Origin of the sequence: Pseudomonas monachiensis (genome assembly GCF_047345015.1) — a bacterium.
GTDB classification, from domain to species: domain Bacteria; phylum Pseudomonadota; class Gammaproteobacteria; order Pseudomonadales; family Pseudomonadaceae; genus Aquipseudomonas; species Aquipseudomonas monachiensis.
Genome location: NZ_CP178857.1, coordinates 3938052 through 3961142 on the forward strand (window position 1 = coordinate 3938052; position 23091 = coordinate 3961142).

Here is a 23091-nt window from a genome sequence, read left to right on the forward strand (position 1 = left end):
GAGCGCTATGGAATTCACGACCCAACACTTTATCGCGCTAGCGCCGCTGTTGATCACCAGCGCCACGATCATCGTGGTGATGCTGGCGATCGCCTGGCGCCGCAACCACTCGCAGACCTTCCTGATTTCCGTGGCGGGTTTGAACCTGGCACTGTTGTCGATCCTGCCTGCCTTGAAAGTCGCGCCCCTGGCCGTGACGCCCTTGCTGCAGATCGACAGCTTCGCCTGTCTGTACATGGCGCTGATCCTGGTCGCCACCCTCGCCTGTGTCACCCTCGCCCACGCCTACCTCGGCGATGGCGGCACGGGTTACCCGGGCAACCGTGAAGAACTGTACCTGCTGATCCTGATGGCCGCCGCCGGTGGCCTGGTTCTGGTCAGCGCGCAGCACCTGGCCGGGTTGTTCATCGGTCTGGAACTGCTGTCGGTACCGGTCTACGGTCTGGTGGCTTATGCCTTCTTCAACAAGCGCTCGCTGGAAGCCGGCATCAAGTACATGGTGCTGTCGGCGGCCGGTTCCGCGTTCCTGTTGTTCGGCATGGCCCTGCTCTACGCTGACTCCGGCTCCCTGAGCTTCGTCGGCATCGGTCAGGCACTGGCGGCTACCGGCCTGCCAAGCTCGCTGGCACAACTGGGCCTGGGCATGATGCTGATCGGCCTGGCGTTCAAGCTGTCGCTGGTGCCGTTCCACCTCTGGACTCCGGACGTTTACGAGGGTGCTCCGGCGCCGGTCGCAGCGTTCCTGGCGACCGCTTCCAAAGTGGCTGTGTTCGCCGTGATGGTGCGTCTGTTCCAGATCTCGCCAGCGGCGAGCAGCGGTGTCCTGAGCGACGTGCTGACCATCATTGCCATCGCGTCGATCCTGTTCGGTAACCTGCTGGCACTGACCCAGAGCAACCTCAAGCGTCTGCTGGGTTACTCGTCCATCGCCCACTTCGGTTACCTGCTGATCGCCCTGGTGGCGAGCAAGGGCCTGGCCGTGGAAGCCATCGGCGTGTACCTGGTCACCTACGTGATCACCAGCCTCGGTGCTTTCGGTGTGATCACCCTGATGTCCTCGCCGTACAAAGGCCGTGACGCGGACGCCCTGTACGAATACCGCGGCCTGTTCTGGCGCCGTCCGTACCTGACCGCCGTCCTGACCGTGATGATGCTGTCCCTGGCCGGTATCCCGCTGACCGCGGGCTTCATCGGCAAGTTCTACATCATCGCCACCGGTGTCGAGTCCCATCAGTGGTGGCTGGTCGGCTCGCTGGTACTGGGCAGCGCCATTGGCGTCTTCTACTACCTGCGCGTGATGGTCACCCTGTACCTGATCGAACCGAACCTGCGTCGCGTCGATGCGCAACTGCACTGGGAACAGAAGGCAGGTGGCGTGATGCTGCTGGCCATCGCCCTGGTCGCGTTCTTCCTCGGCGTCTACCCACAACCGCTGCTGAACCTGGTTCAGCAATCGGGACTGGTGGGTTGATCGCTTAAGCGACACTCGGTAGAAAACACAAACGGCACCTTCGGGTGCCGTTTGCATTGGCGCCTGAAAAATAGTTCAGAGCCTCCCCTGCCGTCGGATGTGTGAGAGTTTTTCGATCGCTATAGGAAAACTCACCATACGCACCAGCCGAAAACCGGCCAGTTTCTCCCAGCGTCATTTTTGATCCACCTCTTTCTGAAAGATCCGACACACAACGACTACAAAACCTGGAAAGCGGCGCCCGGATATACCGGGAATCCGAATATATAAGTATCCACTTTCGTTTATCCGCCCCCACGCAAGCCCCTGCCTCTCTGCATTCAACTCTTGAAATGCGGCGACATCTATTGGAAAACAAATAACAAACCAAAATTGATGTGTACATATTTCATCGGCGCCGACAGCCAAGAACTGCAACATCTGCACACTTTTGACCCAAATACCCCTTTGATTATAGATTCGACTCGTGCTGAAAACAGCACACTCCATTTCTAATCAAAGGAAACTTCCCAATGGGTTATATGGTCAGCGGCTGGAATGCCAACAAAATCACGGATATCGAGCAACAGGAAACACCTACGCCTGAGCAGATCGAAGCATTGCAATTGACCGAAGCTGAATTGGCGGAACTTGTAGAACAAGACGTCGAGTAACAATACGAACGGGGGACAGGTTCCCCCGTTCTCACGAGGAAAAACAATGGACAGGACAAGGATTGCCGAACGGGAACTGTCAGCGGACGAGGCACAAAAGCGCATTCTCGCCGAACTGCGCTTTTTGGGGCTCGAACCCAGCATCCGCACACTAGGACGTAAAGTTGTCTCGGTGTTGGCCAGTCTCGGTAGCAACACGCATGAACCGATCTGTGGCGCCGGCAAAGGCTATCCGGACCAGGCTCGGATCGGCGCACTCTATGAAGCCCTCGAGCACTATTGGACGGAAGATCTGAGCGCTAAAGACATTCACTTTGCAACTGCGCAATACTTTACGGAAACAAAGCTTTTTAACGATGACTCAGTACTGCAGCTTGTTTGCGACCAAAAAGACACCCGGATCGCTTGCCGAACTTATAAATGCCCCTTGCAAGACACTCACTTTCACTACCCGATAGCACTGACTCTGCCAGGTTATCCAGAGCGGGCATTTGAACAGGACAATGCCAACTATTGTGCCCTGCGCCGATATTCAAGTAACAGTGGTACGGCGATCGGAGCGAGTTACAACGAAGCATTACTCCATGCCACCAACGAATGCATTGAACGGGATGCCGTTTCTTTATTTTTGCTGAACCACTTTTATTATGAAAATCATCCACCTCAGCGACGGGTTGCACGCCTGCGTCAAAGCGATATCCTCGGCCGTTTGTGGACCGATGCCGAAAGGGAGATTGGCGCAGAAATCGTGTTGCTGGAAATCAGCAATGAATTCCAGGCACGAACATTCCTGGCTTTCCCAGCAACGCCAGACACCCACATCAGCCTGTACGGTACGGGTTGTTCCCTTGACCCACGGCATGGTGCCTGGCGTGCGCTGACCGAACTGGTACAACTGCATCACGCCGTGTCGCAGTCGCAGTCGCAATATCGGCAACACCTGATCAATGCACAGCGACATTTACAGCGCTTTCCCCGTCTGTTGCGCTGCTCGCAGTTCCATACCCCGTCGCTACTGTCTCCCCAACATAGCGTGGTGCTGCCCGACGCGTGGGATGAACGACCATTGACCGAGCAAATCGACCAGTTGCTGCAAGACCTGCAACGTCACGGACGGACATTAGGTGTAACTACTCTTCATCAAACAGCTTTGGGCACCACACTGGTCAACGTAGTCATTCCCGGTCTGGAGCGCTTTTTCATTGTTTCCAGCGGCAATGTTGTTATCCCCCAGTCCCGGGGTCGACGCCTGGAAAAAAACCGGCAGGCGACATGCGCATGAATACTCCAACGGTGGTTACTCCCGACCGAGAGGTGGCATTGGCTCAAGGCCTGGCCAGGCACGTCATCCAATCCGGTACCATGGGTTGCTACGTCGAGCCTGCGGGCGCCAGCCTGAATCATCTATTTTTTCTACGAGTGAAAGGTCGTGACTGGGTTGGCCGAAAGACCCTGCAACGTGACGCACACCAGCGGTTGCACCTGAGCAGTGTGCTCACCCCTTTCATGTTGCTTGGGCCTCTCGTCCAGTGGCAGTGGAGTAACGAAGGTGTATCAATTTACTTTCGAACAGCGACCCTGGCTGAAAAAACCAAGGCCTTCGACACCGCACTGGCGCTATCTGATAGCGAGGTTAACTTCCCGTTTCCGTTATGTGACGACTCGAATCAGGAAGCGGTCTGTCCTGACGAGTTCTGGCAGTGCAACGAGGTCCTCGCCACACAACTGAACGCAGACGAAGCGCATTTTCGCGACCATTGCGTCCAACTGCTCAAGACAATGCCAATGAAGGGGCAAGTAATTTACGACCCGGCCTGCTCCACCGGCGAGTTCATATCCCATCTGGCCCGGGAACTCACCGACTATCGCTTTCTGGCATCCGATCGCTCGGCCTCGATGATTGCGTATGCAAAAAACCGCCACGTGACATCGCCAGTCGAATTTCGCCTGCTCGACTCCAGCGACGCCGCCATTTGCGGCATTCAATGCGACGTCCTTATCCTTCGATTTCTTAATGCCGAAGTTCTGACCCGCAGCGACGCTCACACCGCTTTCCGCTCCCTGGTGCACTGCGTAAAGCCCGGCGGCAACCTCCTGATCTTCGGTCATACCCCTGTTCTGATTCCTGTACCCTGGCTGGCCCAGCAGTACCACCTGCATTTGTTGTCCAGCGTGGCGGCACGCTCAGGCCAGACAGAACTGTTCCAGTTCTATCGTTTGCTGGTCCCGACTTCATGACCGGCACTCTCCAAACAAACGGATACTACCCAACCGGCGACGGCCATCAACTGTATTGGGAGCGTCACGGAACACCGGGAGCCGAACCGGTATTTTTCCTCCACGGCGGCCCAGGCGGTCGCTGCCGGCATGAACACCTTGAGTTTTTCGACCTGGAGTGCTTCGACGTCGTTCTCTTCGATCAACGCGGGTGTGGACGCTCCCTCCCCCATGGCGAGCTCCGCGATAACACCTGCGGACTGTCAGTAGAAGACATCGATGGGTTACGTCAGCATCTGGACTTCGAAAAAATCAGTCTGCTGGGGGTTTCCTGGGGCAGCTGGCTGGCAATTCAGTACCAGCAGCGCTATCGCGACACCCTGCTGAAAACCACACTGGTCTCGGTTTTCGTGCCTTTCGCCGATAATGTCAGTGCCTACGAACAAATGCTTAACCACGGACTGTCGACACTCACTGGCTGCCATGCAAGCCATTCCCTACGCGACATCTTCCGGATACTCTGCGAGGGCTGTCCGCTACAGCAGCGCCACGCGGCCATTCAATGGTTACAAGCCCTTTTGCAACAGACAGGACAATCTATTGGCCGGAACACCCTTGAGGATTTCGTCGACGACGAAGCCATTCGCGCCATACGCCTGGAGCTGCATTACCACATGCAGCAATACTGCTTCACACCAGCCAACGAAGAGTTGACCCTGGATAGAAACACTTTGCTGATGCAGGGAGTCAGGGACGCCTTCGGCATGGCCAGTGTGCGCTGGCTACGACAGCGTTTGAATCTTGATTGCCGACTGCTGTATGCCGGGCACAACGCGTTCGCCCCCCCCATGCTCAAGGCTGTGCGATATGCGCTCAAGCGTGTTGCCCGAGACTGAATCAGCGGTAGCCGAACAGTCTGCCCGGAGGACTCGATCTCTTGAGCTTTGTCTGGATCAAGAGATACCACCAAAAGACGGCACCTTCGGGTGCCGTTTTTGCGTTTGGGGGATTTTGCCTTGCCTTACTGAGTCCGCCTGCCCACATGACGAAATTGTAATTCCCCCATCACCTTGGCGTTATCCGCAGCTTGCAACGATGTCACTCGGCGACCATGCCGGCGGGCCTTCTCCGTCGAACAATAAAACCCACGCCGACGCACGTTCCCGTTCTGCCGAACCCCAGGAGTGATAAATGGTTAACAATTTAAAAATGTCGATGGCCGCTTTAGCGGTGGCGGTCGTCTCCGGACCGTCCATGGTGTTTGCGCAAGATAAGGCCGAGGGCTTTATCGAGGGCAGCAGCCTGACGGTGCTCAACCGCAACTTCTACTTCAATCGTGATTACCGCAAAGGCCAGTCCAGCCCCACCGGCAATGGATACTCCGAAACCTGGGCGCACGCGATCATCAGCAAATTCGAATCCGGGTACACCCAAGGCACCGTCGGGGTGGGCGTCGATGCATTTGCGATGATCGGCGTGAAACTCGATACCGGCGACGGTCGCAACGGTGGCCGAAGCTCCTTCGACATGCTGCCAGTCAATAGTGACGGCGAGGCGCAGGGCGAATACACCAAGATCGGTGGCGCCGCCAAAGTGCGCGCCTTCGACACGGAGATAAAAGTCGGCGATGTGTTCCCGTCCACCCCGGTCGTCGCAGCGGGAGATTCCAGGCTGTTGCCCGAAAGCTTCCAGGGCATCACCGCGACCAACAGCAGCATCGACGGGTTGACGGTACAGGGTGGACGCCTGCACGCGATGAGCCAGCCGGTTTCCAGCGACATGAACGAGAATTTCGAGACCTTCTATGGCGGCCCGGTCAATTCACCCTGGATCGCCTACTTTGGCGGCGACTATGAACTGAACAAAAACCTCAGCTTCAGCCTGTACTCCAGCCGCCTCAAGGATGTCTGGAATCAGTACTACGCAGGTACCGCATGGACTTACCCGCTGACGGACGACCTGTCGCTGTTTGGTGGTCTGAACTATTACAAGGCGGTAGACGAAGGGAAACAACTACTCGGCGAGTTCGACAACAATATCTGGAGCGGTCGGGTGGGTGTAAAACTGGGAGCGCACTCCATTGCGCTGTCGCACCAGCAAAACAACGGCAACGACGACTTCGATTATCTGCGTCAGTCCGATTCGATCTTCCTCGACAACTCCATCCAGTACAGCGATTTCAACGCGCCCAAGGAGCGCTCCTGGATGGCGCGCTACGACCTCGACATGACCACCTACGGCGTTCCGGGCCTGTCGTTCATGACCCGTTACGCCCGTGGCAGCGAAGCCGACTATTCCAACGCCAACTCGGTGTACATGCGCCGCGATGCCGATGGCAACCCTTTGACCGATCAGAAACGTTGGGAGCGCGACATCGAAGTCAAATACGTGGTGCAGACCGGCTCGCTGAAAGATCTGTCGCTGCGCCTGCGCCAGGCCACTACCCGCGCCACAGCGTTCGAATCGGACCTGGATGAAGTCCGGCTGATTGTCGAGTATCCGTTGGCCGTTCTCTAACCTGGCACTGCCCCTATTCACCTTTAGAAGCTCCTTGCTCCTTTGGTAAAAGGTGAATCTTTTGGCGTCCTTCGGGACGCCTTTTTTTGGTTCTTCACGCAATTCCGGGGAACACCGATACCTGTAGGAGACGGCTTGCTGGCGATGGCGGCCTCCTGGCTGGAGTATTTTATTGGTGGTGTACATATCCATTTCTGCGGTAACGGCCTCCTATGGTTCCGCTTTTACAGCGGGTTACCTGGAAAAGCGCCAAGTAACCAAACGCTTTTGCCCACTGCGCAGAACCTGCGCTCGGCCTCTCGAGGGGCGTGCACCGCAACAGCACCGCGAGGCGAGCTAACGCTCGACCTCGTTGTATGGTGGTGTACGCGTTCCCCTGTAGGAGCTGCCGAAGGCTGCGATCTTTTGATCTTGCTTTTGCGATCGGGAAATGGTCTGCCGGCCAAGGCCTGACGCGGTGTTGCCCGGCCCGCCCGGTTCATCGAACGGGCCGGCAACCCTTAGCGGTCGAGCAGTTTCATGACTTCTTCCGGAAACGCAGGCCTGCGGTGGCATTGGCCGCAAAGATCGCTTCCAGCGCGTGCAGTTCTTCGCCACTCAGCGTCACCTCCAGTGCGGCCACGTTTTCTTCCAGGTATTTACGTTGCTTGGTGCCCGGAATCGGAATCAGGTAGTCACCCTGGGCCAGCACCCACGCCAGCGCCAGTTGGCCCGCCGTCACGCCTTTTTCTGCCGCCAGCGCTTGTACCTGTTGCACCAGCAGCAGGTTTTTCGCGAAGTTTTCGCCCTGGAAGCGCGGGCTGAAACGACGATAATCGTCGGCCGCGATATCATCCGGGCTTTTTTCCTGAAATAAACAATGTGTACCTGCATCGAACAGGATGTCATCCACCCTGTTTACGACACTCCCCCGCCTCCAGATACCTGAGTGTCTTGAGTTGCCCCCGGGAATCTTCAAAAGTCATCGCAGCCGGAACCACGGTACACCCCTTCGCAGGTCGCACAACGCTCACGACTTTCACCACATCCAGGGTCATGCCGTATCGATAGTCTTCCACCACCGGCGCCGGTTTGCCCAGGTTGGCCGCGTACTGCTCCATGGCTTGAGCGTTTGCACTGAACATTTTCTCGAATGTCCTGTCCCCGCCACCTTCCGCCAGCACATTCATCGACATCGTCGTCACCCCGAGAAACGCAATCAACTGACTTGCTTTCATAGCCATCTCCTTCAAAAAATCCATAAAAAAGCCCGCCATCGACCTGCGATGACGGGCTTGCTCAAGTGCGACACGCTTACAGGTCGTTAGCCCTGTCGCCCTTTTCCTCATTCACTACGACGGGATCACGTGCCTGCTCTTTGGCAACAAACAGCTCCATCGAACGGCCATTGGCGGCCATCATTCTTTCGAAGGTTCTGTCGCCACCACCTTCCGCCATCACCAGAGAAGACATCATCAATGCCGCCGCGAACGCACCCAGTTGTACCCGTTTCATGTTTGATTCCTCGTTTGATTAACTGATGGGATCAAGGTAACAATCCGAACCTTTCGTGACGGTGGCGCCGAAATTACATATCCGTCATGTGCGAGCTGTTCTTCGGATCGGGATACAAAAAACCGTGGGAGCTCGCTCCCACAGGGGATATCTATTCAACGGGTGTCACTTCCTCTTCACGTCGATGCGCCAGCTGATACAGCGCAGGCAATATCAGCAGCGTCAGGATGGTCGAAGACAAAATCCCGCCAATCACCACCGTCGCCAGTGGCCGCTGTACTTCCGCCCCGGTGCCAGCCGCCAGCGCCATCGGAATGAAGCCCAGGGACGCCACCAGCGCCGTCATCAACACCGGCCGCAGTCGTGTCAGCGCGCCTTCGTTGATCGCGTCAAAGAGTGAGCGCCCCTCCTCGCGCAGGTTGCGGATAAACGCGATCATCACCAGACCGTTGAGTACCGCCACCCCGGACAGCGCGATGAACCCGACGCCCGCCGAGATCGACAGCGGAATGTCCCGAAGCCACAGCGCTATGACGCCGCCGGTCAACGCGAAAGGAATCCCGGTGAACACCAGCAAGCCGTCCTTGAGGTTGTTGAACATCATGAACAACAGACCAAACACCAGCAGCAATGCCACCGGTATCACGATCCGCAAACGCTTGGCCGCCGACTGCAACTGCTCGAATTGCCCGCCCCAACTGGTCCAGTAACCGGCCGGGGTCTGCACATTCCGTTCGATCACCTCACCTGCTTCCTGGACGAACGAACCGATATCCCGCCCGCGCACGTTGGCGCTGACTATCACCAGCCGTTTACCGTTTTCGCGGCTGACCTGATTCGGCCCCAACACCAGATCGAGACTGGCGACGTCCTTGAGCGCGATGAAACCGATCTCGTTGGCAGCAGCGTTGAGCGGTGCCGGCACTGGAATCAGCAGCGTCGAAAGACCGTCGATGTCCTTGCGCATGGCATCGGACAAACGCACCACCATGTCGAAACGCCGGTCACCTTCGTACAACGTGCCCGCCTGTCGCCCACCGACCGCCACCGCGATGGTGTCTTGCACATCGCCGGCGTTGAGCCCGTAACGCGCGGCCTTGTCACGGTCGATGTTGATGGTCAGCACTGGCAACCCGGTCGTTTGCTCGACCTTCACCTCCGATGCCCCCTCTACCTTCTGCATGGCCGCGGCAATCTTCGTCGCCGTAGCATTGAGCACCGCCATGTCATCCCCGAATACCTTCACCGCCACGTCGCTGCGCACGCCGGAGATCAGTTCGTTGAAGCGCAACTGGATCGGTTGCGACAGCTCATAGTTACTGCCCGGCAGCGTCGCGGCAGCTTGTTGCAGTTCGGCCATCAGGGTTTCGCGGGACTTGCCCGGGTCCGGCCACTGGTCTTTTGGCTTGAGCATCACGTAGCTGTCGGAGATGTTTGGCGGCATCGGATCGGAGGCAATTTCGGCGGTGCCGGTGCGGGCGAACACCCGCTCGACTTCCGGCACTTTTGCAAGGATCAGGGTTTCCAGACGCTGCTGCATGTCCACCGATTGCGTAAGGCTCGTGCCAGGCACGCGCAAGGCTTGCAGGGCAAAATCGCCTTCGCTGAGGCTCGGTACAAACTCGCTGCCCATGCGGCTGGTCAGCACGCCGCTGAGTACAATCACGCCCAGTGCCGCACCCACCGCCACGGCGCGATGGGACATCACCCAGGCCAGTGTCGGCGCATAAACCTGCCGCGCGCCGCGCATGACCGCGCCCTCTTCTTCCTTGACCTTGCCGGTGACAAACAGCGCGATCGCGGCCGGGACAAAGGTCACCGACAACAGCATGGCGCCGAGCAACGCGATGACCACGGTGAACGCCATCGGATGGAACATTTTCCCTTCGACACCGCTCAAGGCGAAGATCGGCAGGTACACGACCATGATGATCAACTGCCCGAAAATCAGCGGTCGGCGCGCCTCCCTGGCCGCCGCGAACACTTCATGGAAACGCTCGGATCGCGTCAGCAAACGCCCGTGATGTTGCTGTGCATGGGCCAGTCGGCGCAGGGTGTTTTCGACGATCACCACCGCGCCGTCGACGATGATGCCGAAGTCCAGGGCGCCGAGGCTCATCAGGTTGGCGCTGACTTTGTTGCTGAACATCCCGGTGAAGGTGAACAGCATCGACAGCGGAATCACCATCGCGGTAATCAGCGCCGCACGGATGTTGCCCAGGAACAGGAACAGAATCGCGATCACCAGAATCGCGCCTTCGACCAGGTTTTTCTTCACCGTGGCGATGGCTTTGTCGACCAAATGCGTGCGGTCGTACACCGGGACGGCAATCACGCCTTCGGGCAAGGAGCGGTTGATCTGCTCCAGCTTGCTGGCGACGGCTTGCGACACGGTACGGCTGTTTTCGCCGATCAACATGAACACCGTGCCGAGCACCACCTCGCGACCGTTTTCGGTGGCAGCACCGGTGCGCAGTTCACGGCCAATGTCCACGGTCGCGACATTGCGGACCCGGATCGGCGTGCCATCGACATTGGCCATGACGATGTTGGCAATGTCCTCGGTGCTCGCGACTTGCCCCGGCGCGCGAATCAGCAACTGCTCGCCGCTGCGCTCGATGTAACCGGCGCCGACATTGGCATTGTTGCGTTCCAGCGCCTTGACCAGATCAGCCAGGGTCAACTTGTACGCCGCCAGCCGTTTCGGGTCGGGCGCGATCTGGTATTCCTTGGCGAAACCGCCAATGGTGTTGATCTCGGCCACACCGGGGACGTTGCGCAACTGCGGCTTGATAATCCAGTCCTGAATGACGCGCAGATCTGTCGGTGTGTAGGGCGTGCCATCGTCCTTGAGTGCCCCATCCTGCGCCTCCACCGTCCACAGAAAAATCTCGCCGAGGCCGGTGGAAATCGGCCCCATCACCGCTTCCGCACCTTCGGGCAACTGCTCCCTGGCAATCTGCAAACGCTCGTTGACCAGTTGGCGGGCGAAGAACAGATCAGTACCGTCCTTGAAAATCACCGTGACCTGCGACAGCCCCGAACGCGATAGCGAACGGGTCTGCTCCAACGCCGGTAAACCGGCCATGGCGGTTTCAATCGGGAAGGTGATGCGCTGCTCGGTTTCCAGCGGCGAGAACCCGGCGGCGCCGGTATTGATTTGCACCTGGACGTTGGTGATGTCGGGCACTGCGTCGATCGGCAATTTTTGATAGCTGGCGATACCGACGCCGGCCATGAGCAGAACGGCGAGCAGCACGATGATGCGCTGCTCGATGGCAAACTGGATCAGGCGTTCGAACATGAGAACTTTCTCGTCGAGGGGCGGATCGGTGGGCTTTACTGGAAGGCGCTAGTGAGCGTGCTCGGCCGAGGCTTTGCCCATTTCCGATTTGAGAACAAAGCTGCCGGCAGCCGCGACTTGCACGCCCTGCCCCAACCCTTGGGTGACTTCCACCAAACCTGCCGCGCGGCTTCCCAGCTCCACCGTTTGCGCCTTGAAGCCATCGTCGGTCCGCACGAACACCGTGGGTTTGTCCTCGATGGTCTGGATGGCGGTTTCCGGTACGGCGACTTTCGCCTGTCGGCTGTCGGTGACGACCAGTGCAGTGACAAACAGGCCCGGACGCCAGGAGCCTTGCGGGTTTTCCAACGTGACGCGAACGGTGGCGGTGCGGGTCTGTTCGCCGAGCAGACTGCCGACGTAGGCCACGGTGCCGGCAACCTCGGCGTTCAATTCCGGAGCGCTGACGGTAACGGATTTGCCCACTTGCACCTTGTCCAGTTCCTTGGGCGAAACGCCGAAAGTCACCCAGACTCGCGACAGATCCGAAAGCGTAAAAGCCGCGGTGGTTTCATCGACCACCTCCCCGGGTGTCAGGTGTTTTTCCACCACGACACCGTCGAACGGCGCGCGCAATTCGTAGCGATTACCGCCGGTGGCAACCACGCTGCCGCTGAGTACACTGATTTTTTGCCGGGCGTTAGTCAGGGCAATTTCAGCTTCTTCCAACGCTTGGCGCGCCTGAAGCAGATCCTGCTCGGCAGAGATTTTGTCCTGCCACAGTTTCTTCTCGCGCTCGTAGGTGGTGCGAGCCAACGCCAGGCGCCGTTGCGCGGCGGCCTGTTCGCTGCGCTGATCGGAGACCTGCTGACTGGTGATCACAGCCAACAGCTGACCCTTCTTCACGGATTGCCCGAGATTGACCAATACCGACTCGACAACACCAGGAACGCGCGGCACCACGTGAGCCGTGCGATCCTCGTCGAAGCGCACTTCGCCGGGGAACGGCAAGCCGAGGCTGATGTTCTGCGCCCGCGCCTGCACCAGTTGAATGCCGGCTGCGGCGATCTGTTCGGCGCTCAACGCCAGATGTCCCTCTTCGCCTTCAGCAAGTCCACCGTCGGCGGCTGCGCCCTCTTCGGCGTGATCGGCGTGTTCCGCCGCTTCATCGGCGTGGACGTCGATGGCTGAATTGCCCGGCCACATCGAGCCGATTCCGACGCCCAGCGCCATAGTCGCCAGCGCGACAACGATCAGTTTTTTATCCATGCAAACTCCTCTGCGCCGTGTCGTCGCGCAGTAATCAAAAAAATGAAATTCAAGGGCTGGCGGCAAGGTCGCCGAAGATACGTTCGATGCGTACCCGGGCGTCTGTCGCTTCGCTGACCGCCTGGATGTATTGGCTGCGGGCGCTGATCAGCGTGCGCTGGGCGTCGAGCACGTCGAGAAAGCCGAACTTGCCCATTTCGAATCCACGGGTGGCGCTGTCGACCGCACTTTGTGCGGCGGGCAGAATTGTCTGGTTGAACGCTTTGAGTTCGCCATTGGCGGTCTGCCATTGCTCGAGGGTGGTCCGGATTTCCGTGCGCAGGCGCAGCTCCGTGGCGTTACGCAGATCCCGCGCCTGATCGCTGCGACGCGCGGCCGCCAGCACGTTGCCCTGGTTGCGGTTGAACAGCGGAATCGGCATCGAAAGCCCGACCACGTTGACTCGCTCGCGGTCCGTTTCGCTGTACTGGCTGCCGATGCTCAGCGTCAGATCGGGGATGCGTTGCGACTTCTCCAGCGCCAGCGATGCTTCGCGCTGATCGATCTGCAACTTGGCCAGGCGCATTACAGGGGTTTCATTCAGGCGCTCGATTAATCGGGTCGGCGGTGGCGCGCCGGGCATGCTTTGCGTCATGGCTTGCACGACGGTCGATGTCGGCAACGGTGCGCCCATGACCTGCGCCAATTGCTGATACGCATTGGCCTGATCGCGTTCCGCGCGGCTCAGTTCCAGGCGCACTTCGGAGAGTTGCACTTGCGCCCGAGTGCCCTCGACCGGCGATGATTTACCGGCCTCGATCCGCCCTTGGGCCACGCGCAAACCGTGCTCGGCGAGTTGCAGCGATTGACGGGACAACTGCAAGCGTTGCTGCGCCGTTTGAGCGCTGTTGAACGCTTGAATCACATCGGCGCGCAGGGCATTGCGCTTGCGCTCCAACTCGATTCCGGCGGCGTCCTGCGCGCGGCTGGCAACATCGATTCTTGCGCCGCGTTTGCCGCCCAGTTCGATCGGCTGGCTGAGCATCACTGTGGTCGTGCGTGAATCGCGGCGAGTGTCTTCCGCCTCCCATGACACCTCGGGGTTGGGGATAAGCCCGGCCTGCTTGCGGTCGCCTTCGGAGATACCGATTTCCCATTGCGCTGCCGCGAGCTCGGGGTTGCCGGCAAATGCTGTTTGCAGGGCTTGCTCAAGGGTCAGTGTCGATGCTTGCGCAAGATCCGCGCCCGCCAGCAGTAAAAAGCAGCTGGCGGTCACCGCCCTTGCCATTCTTTTCAGGCGTGATCGCGCCGTCAGTTCTCTTAAACCGGGCAATGGAAGACTTCCTTTTTAAATCAAGAATTCCATCACGGTAGAGTTTTTAACTTATCGACAAGGTGACTGAGAGATTACAAATCCGTTATCCACGGTTTATGGAAGTTGTTTTGCTCTAGGATGCGAAGTGCTCACCTTGATATAGAAACACATGGAAACAAATACATGGGCATTATCCAAAAAACAGTACTTGTCTCCGTTCACCTCTCATGAATCGGGTGAGTATTTTGGCCTCGCGCGCTGCGTCAGGGTGTCGCAGAGGGCCGATTTCAGGGCTCGAGACTCAGTCAACAATTGACTCTGTAGCCACTACAACCTTTACCTTGCGCCCCCACAGCCAGTGAAACCCTCACTAGGAAATCTGAAATTCACAACACCGCCTGTCAATAACCCGTCTGGAAGCCCTATCAAAAACAACAACTTTTCTCGACCGACTTAGTTACTTAACCATTAAATACAAGTGGTGATTAATCATGCGAATCCTTGTCGTCGAGGACGAGCTTAAAGCTGCCGAATACTTGCATCAGGGCCTGACGGAAAGTGGTTATGTCGTTGACCACGCAGCCACCGGTGCCGATGGATTGCATCTGGCGCAACAACAGGCATATGACCTGGTGATCCTGGACGTGAATCTGCCGAAACTGGATGGCTGGGACGTGCTGGAGCAACTGCGCCGCACGCACTCCACCCGGGTGATGATGCTCACCGCTCGCGGTCGTCTGGCCGACAGGGTTCGTGGTCTCGACCTGGGTGCCGATGACTACCTGGTCAAGCCCTTCGAGTTTCCCGAACTGCTCGCACGGGTACGCACACTGATGCGCCGCAGCGAAAACATCCCGGTACCGCAGGTTCTGAAAGTCGCCGATCTGGAACTTGATCCGGGTCGCCACCGCGCCTTTCGTGGCGAGCAACGCATCGACCTGACCACCAAGGAGTTCGCCCTGCTGCATCTGCTGATGCGTCAGTCCGGCGAAGTGCTGACCCGCACGCAGATCATTTCACTGGTGTGGGACATGAATTTCGACTGCGACACCAACGTGGTGGAAGTGTCGATACGGCGTCTGCGGGCGAAAATCGACGATCCGTTCGACAGCAAGCTGATCCACACCATGCGTGGTGTCGGTTACGTCCTGGAGGCTCGGGAATGAAGCCGGCAAGCCTGTCGCTACGGCTGGGGCTGACCATGAGTACTCTTGGAGCACTGTTGGTGATGTTCCTCGCTGTACTGGCCTACTTCGCCCTGACCCATGAGCTCAATACGCTGTCCCGGGACAGTCTGGCCAGCAAGATGGAGCAGATTGAACACAGCCTGTCGCTGTACACCGACCCCGGTGAAATCAGTTCGAAGCCGCATATTCTGCTCGATCAGGTCATGGGACACGACAACCTCACGCTGACCATTTACGACCGAAGCAACCAGCGTTCCCCCCTGCTGAAGTCCGGCACCGGCATGGTCGATCCGCGCCCTGAACTCAAAGCGTTGCGAGCGACTGTCGACCAGTTGACCTACAGCGACAGCACCGACGCTGAAGGCGCGAAATATCTCACCCTCTCAAAGCTGATTCGCCTCAAGAATGGCACCAGTGTCCCGGTGTTGCTGTCGATGGACAATGCCCACGATCAGGCATTGCTCAGTGCCTATCTGCGCTCGACGCTGATGGCGTTGCCTTTGCTGCTGATCTTCATTGGCTTGAGTGCCTGGGCGGCGGTGCAACGAGGCCTGGCTCCAATGCGCGAGTTTCGCAAAGTGGCGGCGATGGTTTCGACCCAGGATCTTGATCATCGACTGTCGGTGGTGAATATGCCGCAGGAGTTGAGCGAACTGGCGCAAGGCATCAACTTCATGCTGCATCGCCTCGACAACGGTGTGCAGCAGCTATCGCAGTTCTCCGATGACCTGGCCCATGAACTGCGCACGCCGATCAACAATTTGATGGGCAAGGCGCAGGTGACACTGTCCCGTGAGCGTACGAGCGAGGAATACAAAGATGTATTGGTGTCGTGCATTGAAGAGCTGGAGCGTGTCGCACGGATCGTCCGCGACATGCTGTTTCTGGCGCAGGTCAGTCATCCCGCGGCGCTCGCTCCTTTCGAGTTGATCGAGTTGGAGGATGAAGCGCTGAAAGTCGCCGATCTGTTTTCCCTGTCGGCGCAGGAAAAGCGCATCAATCTGAGTGTGGTCGGCAGCGCTCGGGTGCTGGGCGACCGGCTGATGATTCAACGGGCGATTTCCAATCTGCTGTCTAACGCGCTGCGCCACTGTCCCGCCGGGGAAATCGTCTCGCTGCTGATTGAACAAGGGACATCAAACGTTTCGCTGCTGGTCAGCAACCCCGGCGCGGGCATCGAAGCGCACCATTTGCCGTACCTGTTCGAGCGTTTTTACCGGGTCGACAGCAGCCGCTCCCGCGCGCAGGGCAGTACCGGACTGGGGCTGGCGATTGTGCGCTCGATCATGAGCCTGCATCAGGGCGTGGCACAGGTGCAGAGTTTGCCGGGAACGATGACGGTGTTTCGACTGGGCTTTCCAAAAGCCGACGAATAGTTGCTCATCGGGGAGTGAGGTGCCCGCGATGACGGAGGAACAGGCAGCAACAAAAACGGCACCTTCCGGTGCCGTTCGCCTTTTACAGTCCAATCACTTTACTTACGCGCCGCCTCCCACGATTTCAGCAGCTCGCTGTAGCTCACGGTCTCGCCTTTAGGCTTCTCGTTCGCCAGTTTCGGTTTCGGTGCGCCCGGCTGGTCGAACCAGTATTGCGCGTCGCGCTCGGGGTTCATTTTCGGGGCGCAGGTGGCTTGTGCCTTCGAGCGTTCCAGACGGGTCATGATTGCATCCTGATCCTTGGCCAGGCCGTCCAGCGCTTCTTGCGGGGTTTTCTCACCGCTGGCGGCTTCGGCGATATGGCTCCACCACAACTGCGCCAGGCGAGGATAATCAGGCACGTTGGTCCCGGTCGGGGTCCATTGCACGCGGGCCGGGCTGCGGTAGAACTCCACCAGGCCACCGAGTTTCGGCGCCAGGTCGGTCATGGCTTGCGAGTTGATGTCCGATTCGCGGATCGGCGTCAGGCCGACGATGGTTTTCTTCAGCGACACAGTTTTCGAGGTCACGAACTGCGCATACAGCCACGCAGCCAGTTTCTGTTTCTCAGGCGTCGACTTCATGAACGTCCACGAACCCACGTCCTGATACCCCAGCTTCATCCCCTCCTCCCAGTACGGTCCGCGTGGAGACGGCGCCATGCGCCATTTCGGTGTGCCGTCGGCGTTCATCACTGCGAGACCCGGCTTGGTCATGTCGGCGGTAAACGCGGTGTACCAGAAGATCTGCTGGGCGATGTTGCCTTGGGACGGCACGGGACCTGATTCGGAAAAGGTCATGCCCGCCGCTTCCGGTGGCGCGTATTTCTTCATCCAGTCCACGTACTTGGTGGTGGCGAACACGGCCGCCGGGCCGTTGGTGTCGCCACCGCGGGTCACGCTGGAGCCCACAGGGTGGCAATCCTCGACGCGGATACCCCACTCGTCCACCGGCAAACCGTTCGGCAAGCCCTTGTCACCGCCACCGGCCATGGAGAACCAGGCATCGGTGAAGCGCCAGCCCAGGGACGGGTCTTTCTTGCCATAGTCCATGTGCCCATAAACGCGCTTGCCGTCGATTTCCTTGACGTCTTCGCTGAAGAATTTGGCGATGTCTTCATAGGCCGACCAGTTCACCGGTACGCCGAGTTCGTAGCCGTACTTTTCCTTGAACTTGGCCTTCAGGTCCGCGCGTTCGAACCAGTCAGCGCGGAACCAGTACAGGTTGGCGAACTGCTGATCGGGCAACTGGTAGATCTTGCCGTCCGGCGCAGTGGTGAAGGAGATGCCGATGAAGTCCTTGATATCGAGGGTCGGCGAGGTGAAATTCTTGCCCTCGTTGGCCATGAGGTCGGTGATCGATTCGGTCTTGCCGTAGCGGAAGTGCGTACCGATCAGGTCCGAGTCGTTGACCCAGCCGTCATAGATGTTCTTGTCCGACTGCATCTGGGTCTGCAGCTTTTCCACCACGTCGCCTTCCTGCAGCAGGTCGTGGGTCAGCTTGATCCCGGTGATCTCGGTGAAGGCCTTGGCCAGCACCTTGGACTCGTACTCGTGGGTAGCGATGGTTTCCGACACCACCTTGATGCTCATCCCGCGAAACGGCTCGGCCGCCTTGATGAACCACTGCAGCTCTTCGAGTTGCTGATCGGCCGTGAGTGTGGATGGCTTGAATTCAGCGCCGATCCATTTCTTCGCGGCGTCTTCATAGGCATCGGCCCAGGCAGACGCGCTCAAACCGCTGAGTGCCAGCATGGCTGCCAATGAAATGCTATGTCGCAGCTTATTGTTTTTGTCGAACATAGAGACCTCCTGTTTAAGTTTCGGAGCAACATTGCCGAGCGATTCGACTAGCCCCAACGCATCACAGCCAACAGCCACACCAGGGACATCGCGAAGGCGACCCAGATGCTCCAGTCGGTGACGCCGATTACCAGCAAATGCAGGTAGGCGCTGCCGAGAAGACCGATGAACAACCGATCGCCACGGGTGGTGGCAATCGGTAGAAAACCTCGCCGAAGCACACTCGGCGAACGCAATTCCCAGGTGGTCATGCCCACCAGGATCAAGCCGATGACACCAAAAAATGCCGCCGTGGGGACGGTCCAACTCATCCATTCCATCATCAGTTCCTCATACCCGGCCCAAGGCAAAGCCCTTGGCCACGTGGTTGCGAACAAACCAGATCACCAGCATGCCCGGCAGGATGGTCAACACCCCCGCCGCCGCCAGCACGCCCCAGTCAATGCCGGATGCCGAGACGGTACGGGTCATCACCGCTGCGATCGGTTTGGCGTTCACCGAAGTGAGGGTTCGCGCCAGCAGCAGTTCGACCCAGGAAAACATGAAGCAGAAGAACGCCGTGACGCCGATGCCGGAGCCGATCAGCGGGATGAAAATCTTCACGAAGAACTTGGGAAAGCTGTAGCCATCGATGTAGGCGGTTTCGTCGATTTCCTTGGGCACGCCGGACATGAAGCCTTCGAGAATCCACACCGCCAGCGGCACGTTGAACAGGCAGTGGGCCAGGGCCACGGCGATATGGGTGTCGAACAGCCCGATCGAGGAATACAGCTGGAAGAACGGCAAAAGAAACACCGCCGGTGGCGCCATGCGGTTGGTCAGCAGCCAGAAGAACAGGTGCTTGTCGCCGAGGAAGCGATAACGCGAGAACGCATAGGCCGCCGGCAAGGCCACGGTCAGGGAAATGATCGTGTTCAGGCTCACGTAGTACGCCGAGTTGATGTAGCCGGTGTACCAGCTCGGATCGGTGAAGATCACCTTGTAGTTCGCCAGTGTGAAGTCCTGTGGGAAAAGTGTCAGGCCGCCGAGGATTTCGCCGTTGCTCTTGAACGACATGTTCAACAGCCAGTAGATCGGCACCAGCAGGAACAGGATGTAGAGCAGCAGTGGGATCAGCTTTCTCTTGCTCATGGCGGGCCTCAGCGGTTGGCGTCGGAGTGAGTCATGGCGGTGTAGAACAGCCAGGACACCAACAGGATGATCAGGAAGTACACCAGCGAGAATGCGGCGGCCGGACCGAGGTCGAACTGCCCGATCGCCATTTGCGTCAGGGTCTGGCTCAAGAAGGTCGTGGAATTGCCCGGACCGCCACCCGTGAGCACGAACGGCTCGGTGTAGATCATGAAGCTGTCCATGAAGCGCAGCATCACGGCGATCAGCAGCACACTCTTGAGCTTGGGCAGCTGGATATGCCGGAACACCGCCCAGGCCGAAGCCCGGTCGATCCGTGCCGCCTGGTAATACACATCCGGAATCGCCCGCAGTCCGGAGAAGCACAGCAGCGCCACCAGCGAGGTCCAGTGCCAGACGTCCATCACCAGCACGGTGACCCAGGCGTCCATGGTGTTCGCCGCATAGTTGTAGCTGATACCCATGGCCTTGAGGCTCGCCCCCAGCAGACCGATGTCGGCCCGGCCGAAGATCTGCCAGATGGTGCCGACCACGTTCCACGGGATCAGCAACGGAATCGCCAGGATGATCAGCACCACTGACGACCAGCGCCCCTTTGTCGGCATGGTCAGGGCAATCGCAATCCCCAGGGGGATTTCGATCAACAGCACGCAGGCCGAGTAGATGAACTGGCGCAGCAACGAGTCGTGCAGGCGCGGATCGAGCAGCACCTGCTTGTACCAGTCGGCGCCGACGAAGTAGCGGCTGGACTGATCGAAAATGTCCTGCACCGAGTAGTTGACCACGGTCATCATCGGGATCACCGCACTGAACGCCACCAGCAGGAACACGGGCAGCACCAGCCACCAGGCCTTGTTGTTGTGCACCTTGTTCATGGCTGCGCCTCTTGGTTGGCATTGGCTTCGAGCAGGAATTCATCGGCGTAGACCATCAGCCATTGCGCCGGAAAGCTGATGTAGGCCGTGCCTTGCGGCACAGGTTTGTCTTCGGCCAGGCGCACTTTCAGCGGCGCGCCATCGAGATCGAGGGTCATGATCTTGTAGGTGCCCAAGTCTTCGACGTGTACGACCTGTGCCCGCAGCGCGTCATCAAAGGCTTCGTCCCACACATGGACGAACTCCGGACGAATGCCGACCTTCAGGGTTTTCCACCCGGACTCGGCAATACGTTGCTGCATCGCTTCCGACAGCGGCAGGTGCGTGGAGGCAAAACCGACACCGCCCGGTTGCGGCTGCACCTCGATCAGGTTCATCCCGGGGCTGCCGATGAAGTAGCCGACAAAGGTGTGGCTCGGGCGCTCGAACAATTCCCTTGGCGTGCCGAACTGCACGATCTGGCCGCCGTACATCACCGCAATCTTGTCGGCGAAGGTCGAGGCCTCCAGCTGATCGTGGGTGACGTAGACCATGGTGATGTTGAACTGCTCGTGGATCTGCTTGAGCTTGCGCCGCAGTTTCCACTTCAGGTGCGGGTCGATCACCGTCAGCGGCTCGTCGAAGAGGATCGCCGACACGTCGTCACGCACCAGCCCGCGGCCCATGGAGACTTTCTGTTTTTCGTCGGCGGTGAGGTTGCGGGCCTTTTTGCTCAGCAGGTTCTGCAGGTCGAGGACTTCGGCGATTTCCTGCACCTTGCTATGAACCCTGGCCTCGGCCATGCCCTGATTACGCAGCGGGAAGGCCAGGTTGTCGAACACCGTCATGGTGTCGTAGACCACCGGGAACTGGAAAACCTGGGCGATGTTGCGCTTTTCCGGGGTCAGGTTGTTGACCGCTTTGCCGTCAAACAGCACATGGCCCTGGGACGGGCTGAGCAGCCCGGAAATGATGTTGAGCAAGGTTGATTTACCGCAGCCCGACGGACCGAGCAAGGCATAGGCGCCGCCCTGCTCCCAGATGTGGTCCATCTCGCGGATCGCGTAGTCCTCCGGTCCCGACGGGGTCTTGGTGTAGCTGTGGGCGAGGTTCTGCAAACGGATTTCGGCCATCAGGCAACCCTCGTGACACGCCGGCCCGGCGCCTGGACCAGCCGCCCCTGCGTATCGAACACAAACAGTTTATGGGTCGGGATGTAGATGCGGATCGGCGCATCGACGTCGTATTCGTGGACACCCGGCAAGTGCAGCACCAGCAGGAAGTGCTCGTTGCGCACATGCAGGAAGGTTTCCGAGCCGCTGATTTCCGCGACTTCGACGGTCACGGCCAATTCGAGGTCGTCGTCGTTGCTCGGCACCAGCGAGATATGGCTGGGGCGCACGCCGAAACGGAACTCGCCCTCACCCACCGGGCGCAGATCGACGTTCAGCGGGAAGTGCACGAAGTTGGCGAAACTCACTTCGTTGCCGGCAATGCGTCCCGGCATCAGGTTGATCGGCGGCTCGGAGAACAGCTCCGCCGCCAGCACCGTTTGCGGCTGGTGGTAGACCGAGGCGGACTGGCCGCTCTGGATCACCCGGCCTTCGTGAAGAATGGTGGTGGTGCCGCCCAGGGCCAGGGCTTCATTGGGCTCGGTGGTGGCGTAGATCGCGATGGTATGGCGCGCCTTGAACAGCTCGCGCATTTCCTGGCGCAGCTCTTCGCGCAACTTGTAGTCGAGGTTCACCAGCGGCTCGTCGAAAAGGATCAGTTCGGCGTCCTTGACCAGCGCCCGGGCCATGGCCGTGCGTTGTTGCTGACCGCCGGAAAGCTCCAGCGGATAGCGCTTGAGAAACTTCTCGATGCGCAGCATCTTCGCGGTTTCCAGCACCTTGTTCTGGATCAGCTCGCTGGATACACCGGCCTGACGCAGCGGCGAGGCGATGTTGTCGAACACCGTCATGGTCGGGTAGTTGATGAACTGCTGATAGACCATCGACACATTGCGCAAGCGCACGGGGCGTTGGGTGACGTCGACGCCGTTCATCAGGATGCGACCGCTGTCGGGCTTGTCCAGACCGGCCATCAGGCGCATCAGGCTGGTCTTGCCGGACAAGGTGCGTCCCAGCAAAACGTTGAAGGAACCGGGTTCAAAACTCAGGTTGGCATCGTCGATCCAGGTCTGGCCCTCGACGGTGCGGCTGACGTGCTCCAGGGTGAGTGACATGGCTCGGCCTTTTTATTATTGGAGTCAAGCGACCGGAGCTCTAAAGCGAAATCCGTGCCAAAAAACTCAAGCTATTGATTGCGCTTGAAATTCCCGAAGATGACGGCAAAACCGCGTTCGATGCTGAACACAAATGAACAATCACAAATGAACAATTGAACAGCTCACCGATTGACAATGAACAATAGTGAACAACACTCTATGGACTGTTCACGACCCCTGTAGGAGCTGCCGCAGGCTGCGATCTTTTGATTTTGTTTTTTAAGATCAAAAGATC

Annotated in this window: 19 protein-coding genes and 1 pseudogene; 8 read left to right on the plus strand and 12 right to left on the minus strand. The window is 58.7% G+C overall.

Translation table 11 applies throughout. From position 1 onward, the window contains the following. Positions 1-7 precede the first annotated feature (7 nt). The 6 genes from nuoN to ACMDB8_RS17795 all read left to right on the plus strand — a co-directional run bounded on the left by nuoN (position 8) and on the right by ACMDB8_RS17795 (position 6858). Positions 8-1471, plus strand: a complete 1464-nt coding sequence (gene nuoN / locus ACMDB8_RS17770) for an NADH-quinone oxidoreductase subunit NuoN (RefSeq protein ID WP_056723848.1) — start codon at positions 8-10, stop codon at positions 1469-1471. Between the two features lie 512 nt (positions 1472-1983). After that, positions 1984-2124: a hypothetical protein gene (locus tag ACMDB8_RS17775; protein WP_177336466.1), complete on the plus strand. Its 141-nt coding sequence runs from the start codon at positions 1984-1986 to the stop codon at positions 2122-2124. Between the two features lie 46 nt (positions 2125-2170). Next, the gene (locus tag ACMDB8_RS17780; RefSeq protein WP_056723852.1) at positions 2171-3406 is read left to right on the plus strand and encodes a YcaO-like family protein; all 1236 of its coding nucleotides are present in this window, start codon (positions 2171-2173) and stop codon (positions 3404-3406) included. After that, a complete protein-coding gene (locus ACMDB8_RS17785; RefSeq protein ID WP_056723854.1) occupies positions 3403-4362 on the plus strand; it encodes a class I SAM-dependent methyltransferase in 960 nt (319 codons plus the stop codon). The genes ACMDB8_RS17780 and ACMDB8_RS17785 overlap by 4 nt, the downstream gene beginning before the upstream one ends. After that, positions 4359-5237, plus strand: a complete 879-nt coding sequence (locus tag ACMDB8_RS17790) for an alpha/beta fold hydrolase (RefSeq protein ID WP_056723856.1) — start codon at positions 4359-4361, stop codon at positions 5235-5237. The genes ACMDB8_RS17785 and ACMDB8_RS17790 overlap by 4 nt, the downstream gene beginning before the upstream one ends. 295 nt (positions 5238-5532) lie before the next feature. Then, a complete protein-coding gene (locus ACMDB8_RS17795) occupies positions 5533-6858 on the plus strand; it encodes an OprD family porin (RefSeq protein ID WP_056723858.1) in 1326 nt (441 codons plus the stop codon). Between the two features lie 500 nt (positions 6859-7358). Here ACMDB8_RS17795 and ACMDB8_RS17800 read toward each other — a convergent pair. The 6 genes and pseudogenes from ACMDB8_RS17800 to ACMDB8_RS17825 form a co-directional block, all read right to left on the minus strand. Then, a pseudogene (locus tag ACMDB8_RS17800) lies at positions 7359-7702 on the minus strand (aldo/keto reductase); the annotation flags it as partial. 40 nt (positions 7703-7742) lie between these two features. Then, positions 7743-8075, minus strand: coding sequence for a DUF2790 domain-containing protein (locus ACMDB8_RS17805; RefSeq protein ID WP_409078844.1), 333 nt, complete (start codon positions 8073-8075; stop codon positions 7743-7745). A 76-nt stretch (positions 8076-8151) separates the two neighbouring features. Then, on the minus strand, positions 8152-8352 hold the full coding sequence (locus tag ACMDB8_RS17810; protein WP_409078845.1) for a co-regulatory protein PtrA N-terminal domain-containing protein: 201 nt from the start codon (positions 8350-8352) through the stop codon (positions 8152-8154). Between the two features lie 151 nt (positions 8353-8503). Next, positions 8504-11656: an efflux RND transporter permease subunit gene (locus ACMDB8_RS17815; RefSeq protein ID WP_409078846.1), complete on the minus strand. Its 3153-nt coding sequence runs from the start codon at positions 11654-11656 to the stop codon at positions 8504-8506. Between the two features lie 48 nt (positions 11657-11704). After that, positions 11705-12904, minus strand: a complete 1200-nt coding sequence (locus ACMDB8_RS17820) for an efflux RND transporter periplasmic adaptor subunit (RefSeq protein WP_223542413.1) — start codon at positions 12902-12904, stop codon at positions 11705-11707. A gap of 49 nt (positions 12905-12953) precedes the next feature. After that, positions 12954-14216, minus strand: a complete 1263-nt coding sequence (locus ACMDB8_RS17825) for a TolC family protein (RefSeq protein WP_409078847.1) — start codon at positions 14214-14216, stop codon at positions 12954-12956. Positions 14217-14689: 473 nt separating this feature from the next. Between ACMDB8_RS17825 and ACMDB8_RS17830 the strand changes: the two genes are divergently transcribed. Together ACMDB8_RS17830 and ACMDB8_RS17835 are read left to right on the plus strand one after the other, a co-directional pair. Beyond that, the gene (locus ACMDB8_RS17830) at positions 14690-15364 is read left to right on the plus strand and encodes a heavy metal response regulator transcription factor (protein WP_056724115.1); all 675 of its coding nucleotides are present in this window, start codon (positions 14690-14692) and stop codon (positions 15362-15364) included. Then, positions 15361-16761 carry a heavy metal sensor histidine kinase gene (locus ACMDB8_RS17835; protein WP_409078848.1) on the plus strand — a complete coding sequence of 467 codons (1401 nt, stop codon included), beginning with the start codon at positions 15361-15363 and terminating at the stop codon, positions 16759-16761. Before ACMDB8_RS17830 ends, ACMDB8_RS17835 begins: the two co-directional genes overlap by 4 nt. Positions 16762-16859: 98 nt before the next feature. Here the strand turns inward: ACMDB8_RS17835 and ACMDB8_RS17840 are convergent, their stop codons facing one another. The 6 genes from ACMDB8_RS17840 to ACMDB8_RS17865 are packed head-to-tail and all read right to left on the minus strand — an operon-like array spanning position 16860 to position 22814. Next, on the minus strand, positions 16860-18602 hold the full coding sequence (locus ACMDB8_RS17840) for an extracellular solute-binding protein (protein WP_223542416.1): 1743 nt from the start codon (positions 18600-18602) through the stop codon (positions 16860-16862). 47 nt (positions 18603-18649) lie between these two features. After that, the gene (locus ACMDB8_RS17845) at positions 18650-18922 is read right to left on the minus strand and encodes a DUF2160 domain-containing protein (protein WP_032829366.1); all 273 of its coding nucleotides are present in this window, start codon (positions 18920-18922) and stop codon (positions 18650-18652) included. 10 nt (positions 18923-18932) lie between these two features. Continuing rightward, a complete protein-coding gene (locus ACMDB8_RS17850) occupies positions 18933-19733 on the minus strand; it encodes a carbohydrate ABC transporter permease (RefSeq protein ID WP_056724109.1) in 801 nt (266 codons plus the stop codon). Between the two features lie 8 nt (positions 19734-19741). Continuing rightward, on the minus strand, positions 19742-20608 hold the full coding sequence (locus ACMDB8_RS17855; RefSeq protein WP_056724107.1) for a carbohydrate ABC transporter permease: 867 nt from the start codon (positions 20606-20608) through the stop codon (positions 19742-19744). Further along, on the minus strand, positions 20605-21720 hold the full coding sequence (locus ACMDB8_RS17860; protein WP_056724106.1) for an ABC transporter ATP-binding protein: 1116 nt from the start codon (positions 21718-21720) through the stop codon (positions 20605-20607). The genes ACMDB8_RS17855 and ACMDB8_RS17860 overlap by 4 nt, the downstream gene beginning before the upstream one ends. Continuing rightward, on the minus strand, positions 21720-22814 hold the full coding sequence (locus ACMDB8_RS17865) for an ABC transporter ATP-binding protein (protein ID WP_056724104.1): 1095 nt from the start codon (positions 22812-22814) through the stop codon (positions 21720-21722). Before ACMDB8_RS17865 ends, ACMDB8_RS17860 begins: the two co-directional genes overlap by 1 nt. Between the last annotated feature and the right edge of the window lie 277 nt (positions 22815-23091).

Coding starts and splice junctions, on each gene's coding strand:
- ACMDB8_RS17830 (WP_056724115.1), top strand. CDS start 14,690: ATGCGAATCCTTGTCGTCGAGGACGAGCTTAAAGCTGCCGAATACTTG.
- ACMDB8_RS17845 (WP_032829366.1), bottom strand. CDS start 18,922: ATGGAATGGATGAGTTGGACCGTCCCCACGGCGGCATTTTTTGGTGTC.
- ACMDB8_RS17860 (WP_056724106.1), bottom strand. CDS start 21,720: ATGGCCGAAATCCGTTTGCAGAACCTCGCCCACAGCTACACCAAGACC.
- ACMDB8_RS17865 (WP_056724104.1), bottom strand. CDS start 22,814: ATGTCACTCACCCTGGAGCACGTCAGCCGCACCGTCGAGGGCCAGACC.
- ACMDB8_RS17785 (WP_056723854.1), top strand. CDS start 3,403: ATGAATACTCCAACGGTGGTTACTCCCGACCGAGAGGTGGCATTGGCT.
- ACMDB8_RS17775 (WP_177336466.1), top strand. CDS start 1,984: ATGGGTTATATGGTCAGCGGCTGGAATGCCAACAAAATCACGGATATC.
- ACMDB8_RS17815 (WP_409078846.1), bottom strand. CDS start 11,656: ATGTTCGAACGCCTGATCCAGTTTGCCATCGAGCAGCGCATCATCGTG.
- ACMDB8_RS17850 (WP_056724109.1), bottom strand. CDS start 19,733: ATGAGCAAGAGAAAGCTGATCCCACTGCTGCTCTACATCCTGTTCCTG.
- ACMDB8_RS17805 (WP_409078844.1), bottom strand. CDS start 8,075: ATGAAAGCAAGTCAGTTGATTGCGTTTCTCGGGGTGACGACGATGTCG.
- ACMDB8_RS17795 (WP_056723858.1), top strand. CDS start 5,533: ATGGTTAACAATTTAAAAATGTCGATGGCCGCTTTAGCGGTGGCGGTC.
- ACMDB8_RS17790 (WP_056723856.1), top strand. CDS start 4,359: ATGACCGGCACTCTCCAAACAAACGGATACTACCCAACCGGCGACGGC.
- ACMDB8_RS17820 (WP_223542413.1), bottom strand. CDS start 12,904: ATGGATAAAAAACTGATCGTTGTCGCGCTGGCGACTATGGCGCTGGGC.
- nuoN (WP_056723848.1), top strand. CDS start 8: ATGGAATTCACGACCCAACACTTTATCGCGCTAGCGCCGCTGTTGATC.
- ACMDB8_RS17840 (WP_223542416.1), bottom strand. CDS start 18,602: ATGTTCGACAAAAACAATAAGCTGCGACATAGCATTTCATTGGCAGCC.
- ACMDB8_RS17780 (WP_056723852.1), top strand. CDS start 2,171: ATGGACAGGACAAGGATTGCCGAACGGGAACTGTCAGCGGACGAGGCA.
- ACMDB8_RS17810 (WP_409078845.1), bottom strand. CDS start 8,352: ATGAAACGGGTACAACTGGGTGCGTTCGCGGCGGCATTGATGATGTCT.
- ACMDB8_RS17855 (WP_056724107.1), bottom strand. CDS start 20,608: ATGAACAAGGTGCACAACAACAAGGCCTGGTGGCTGGTGCTGCCCGTG.
- ACMDB8_RS17835 (WP_409078848.1), top strand. CDS start 15,361: ATGAAGCCGGCAAGCCTGTCGCTACGGCTGGGGCTGACCATGAGTACT.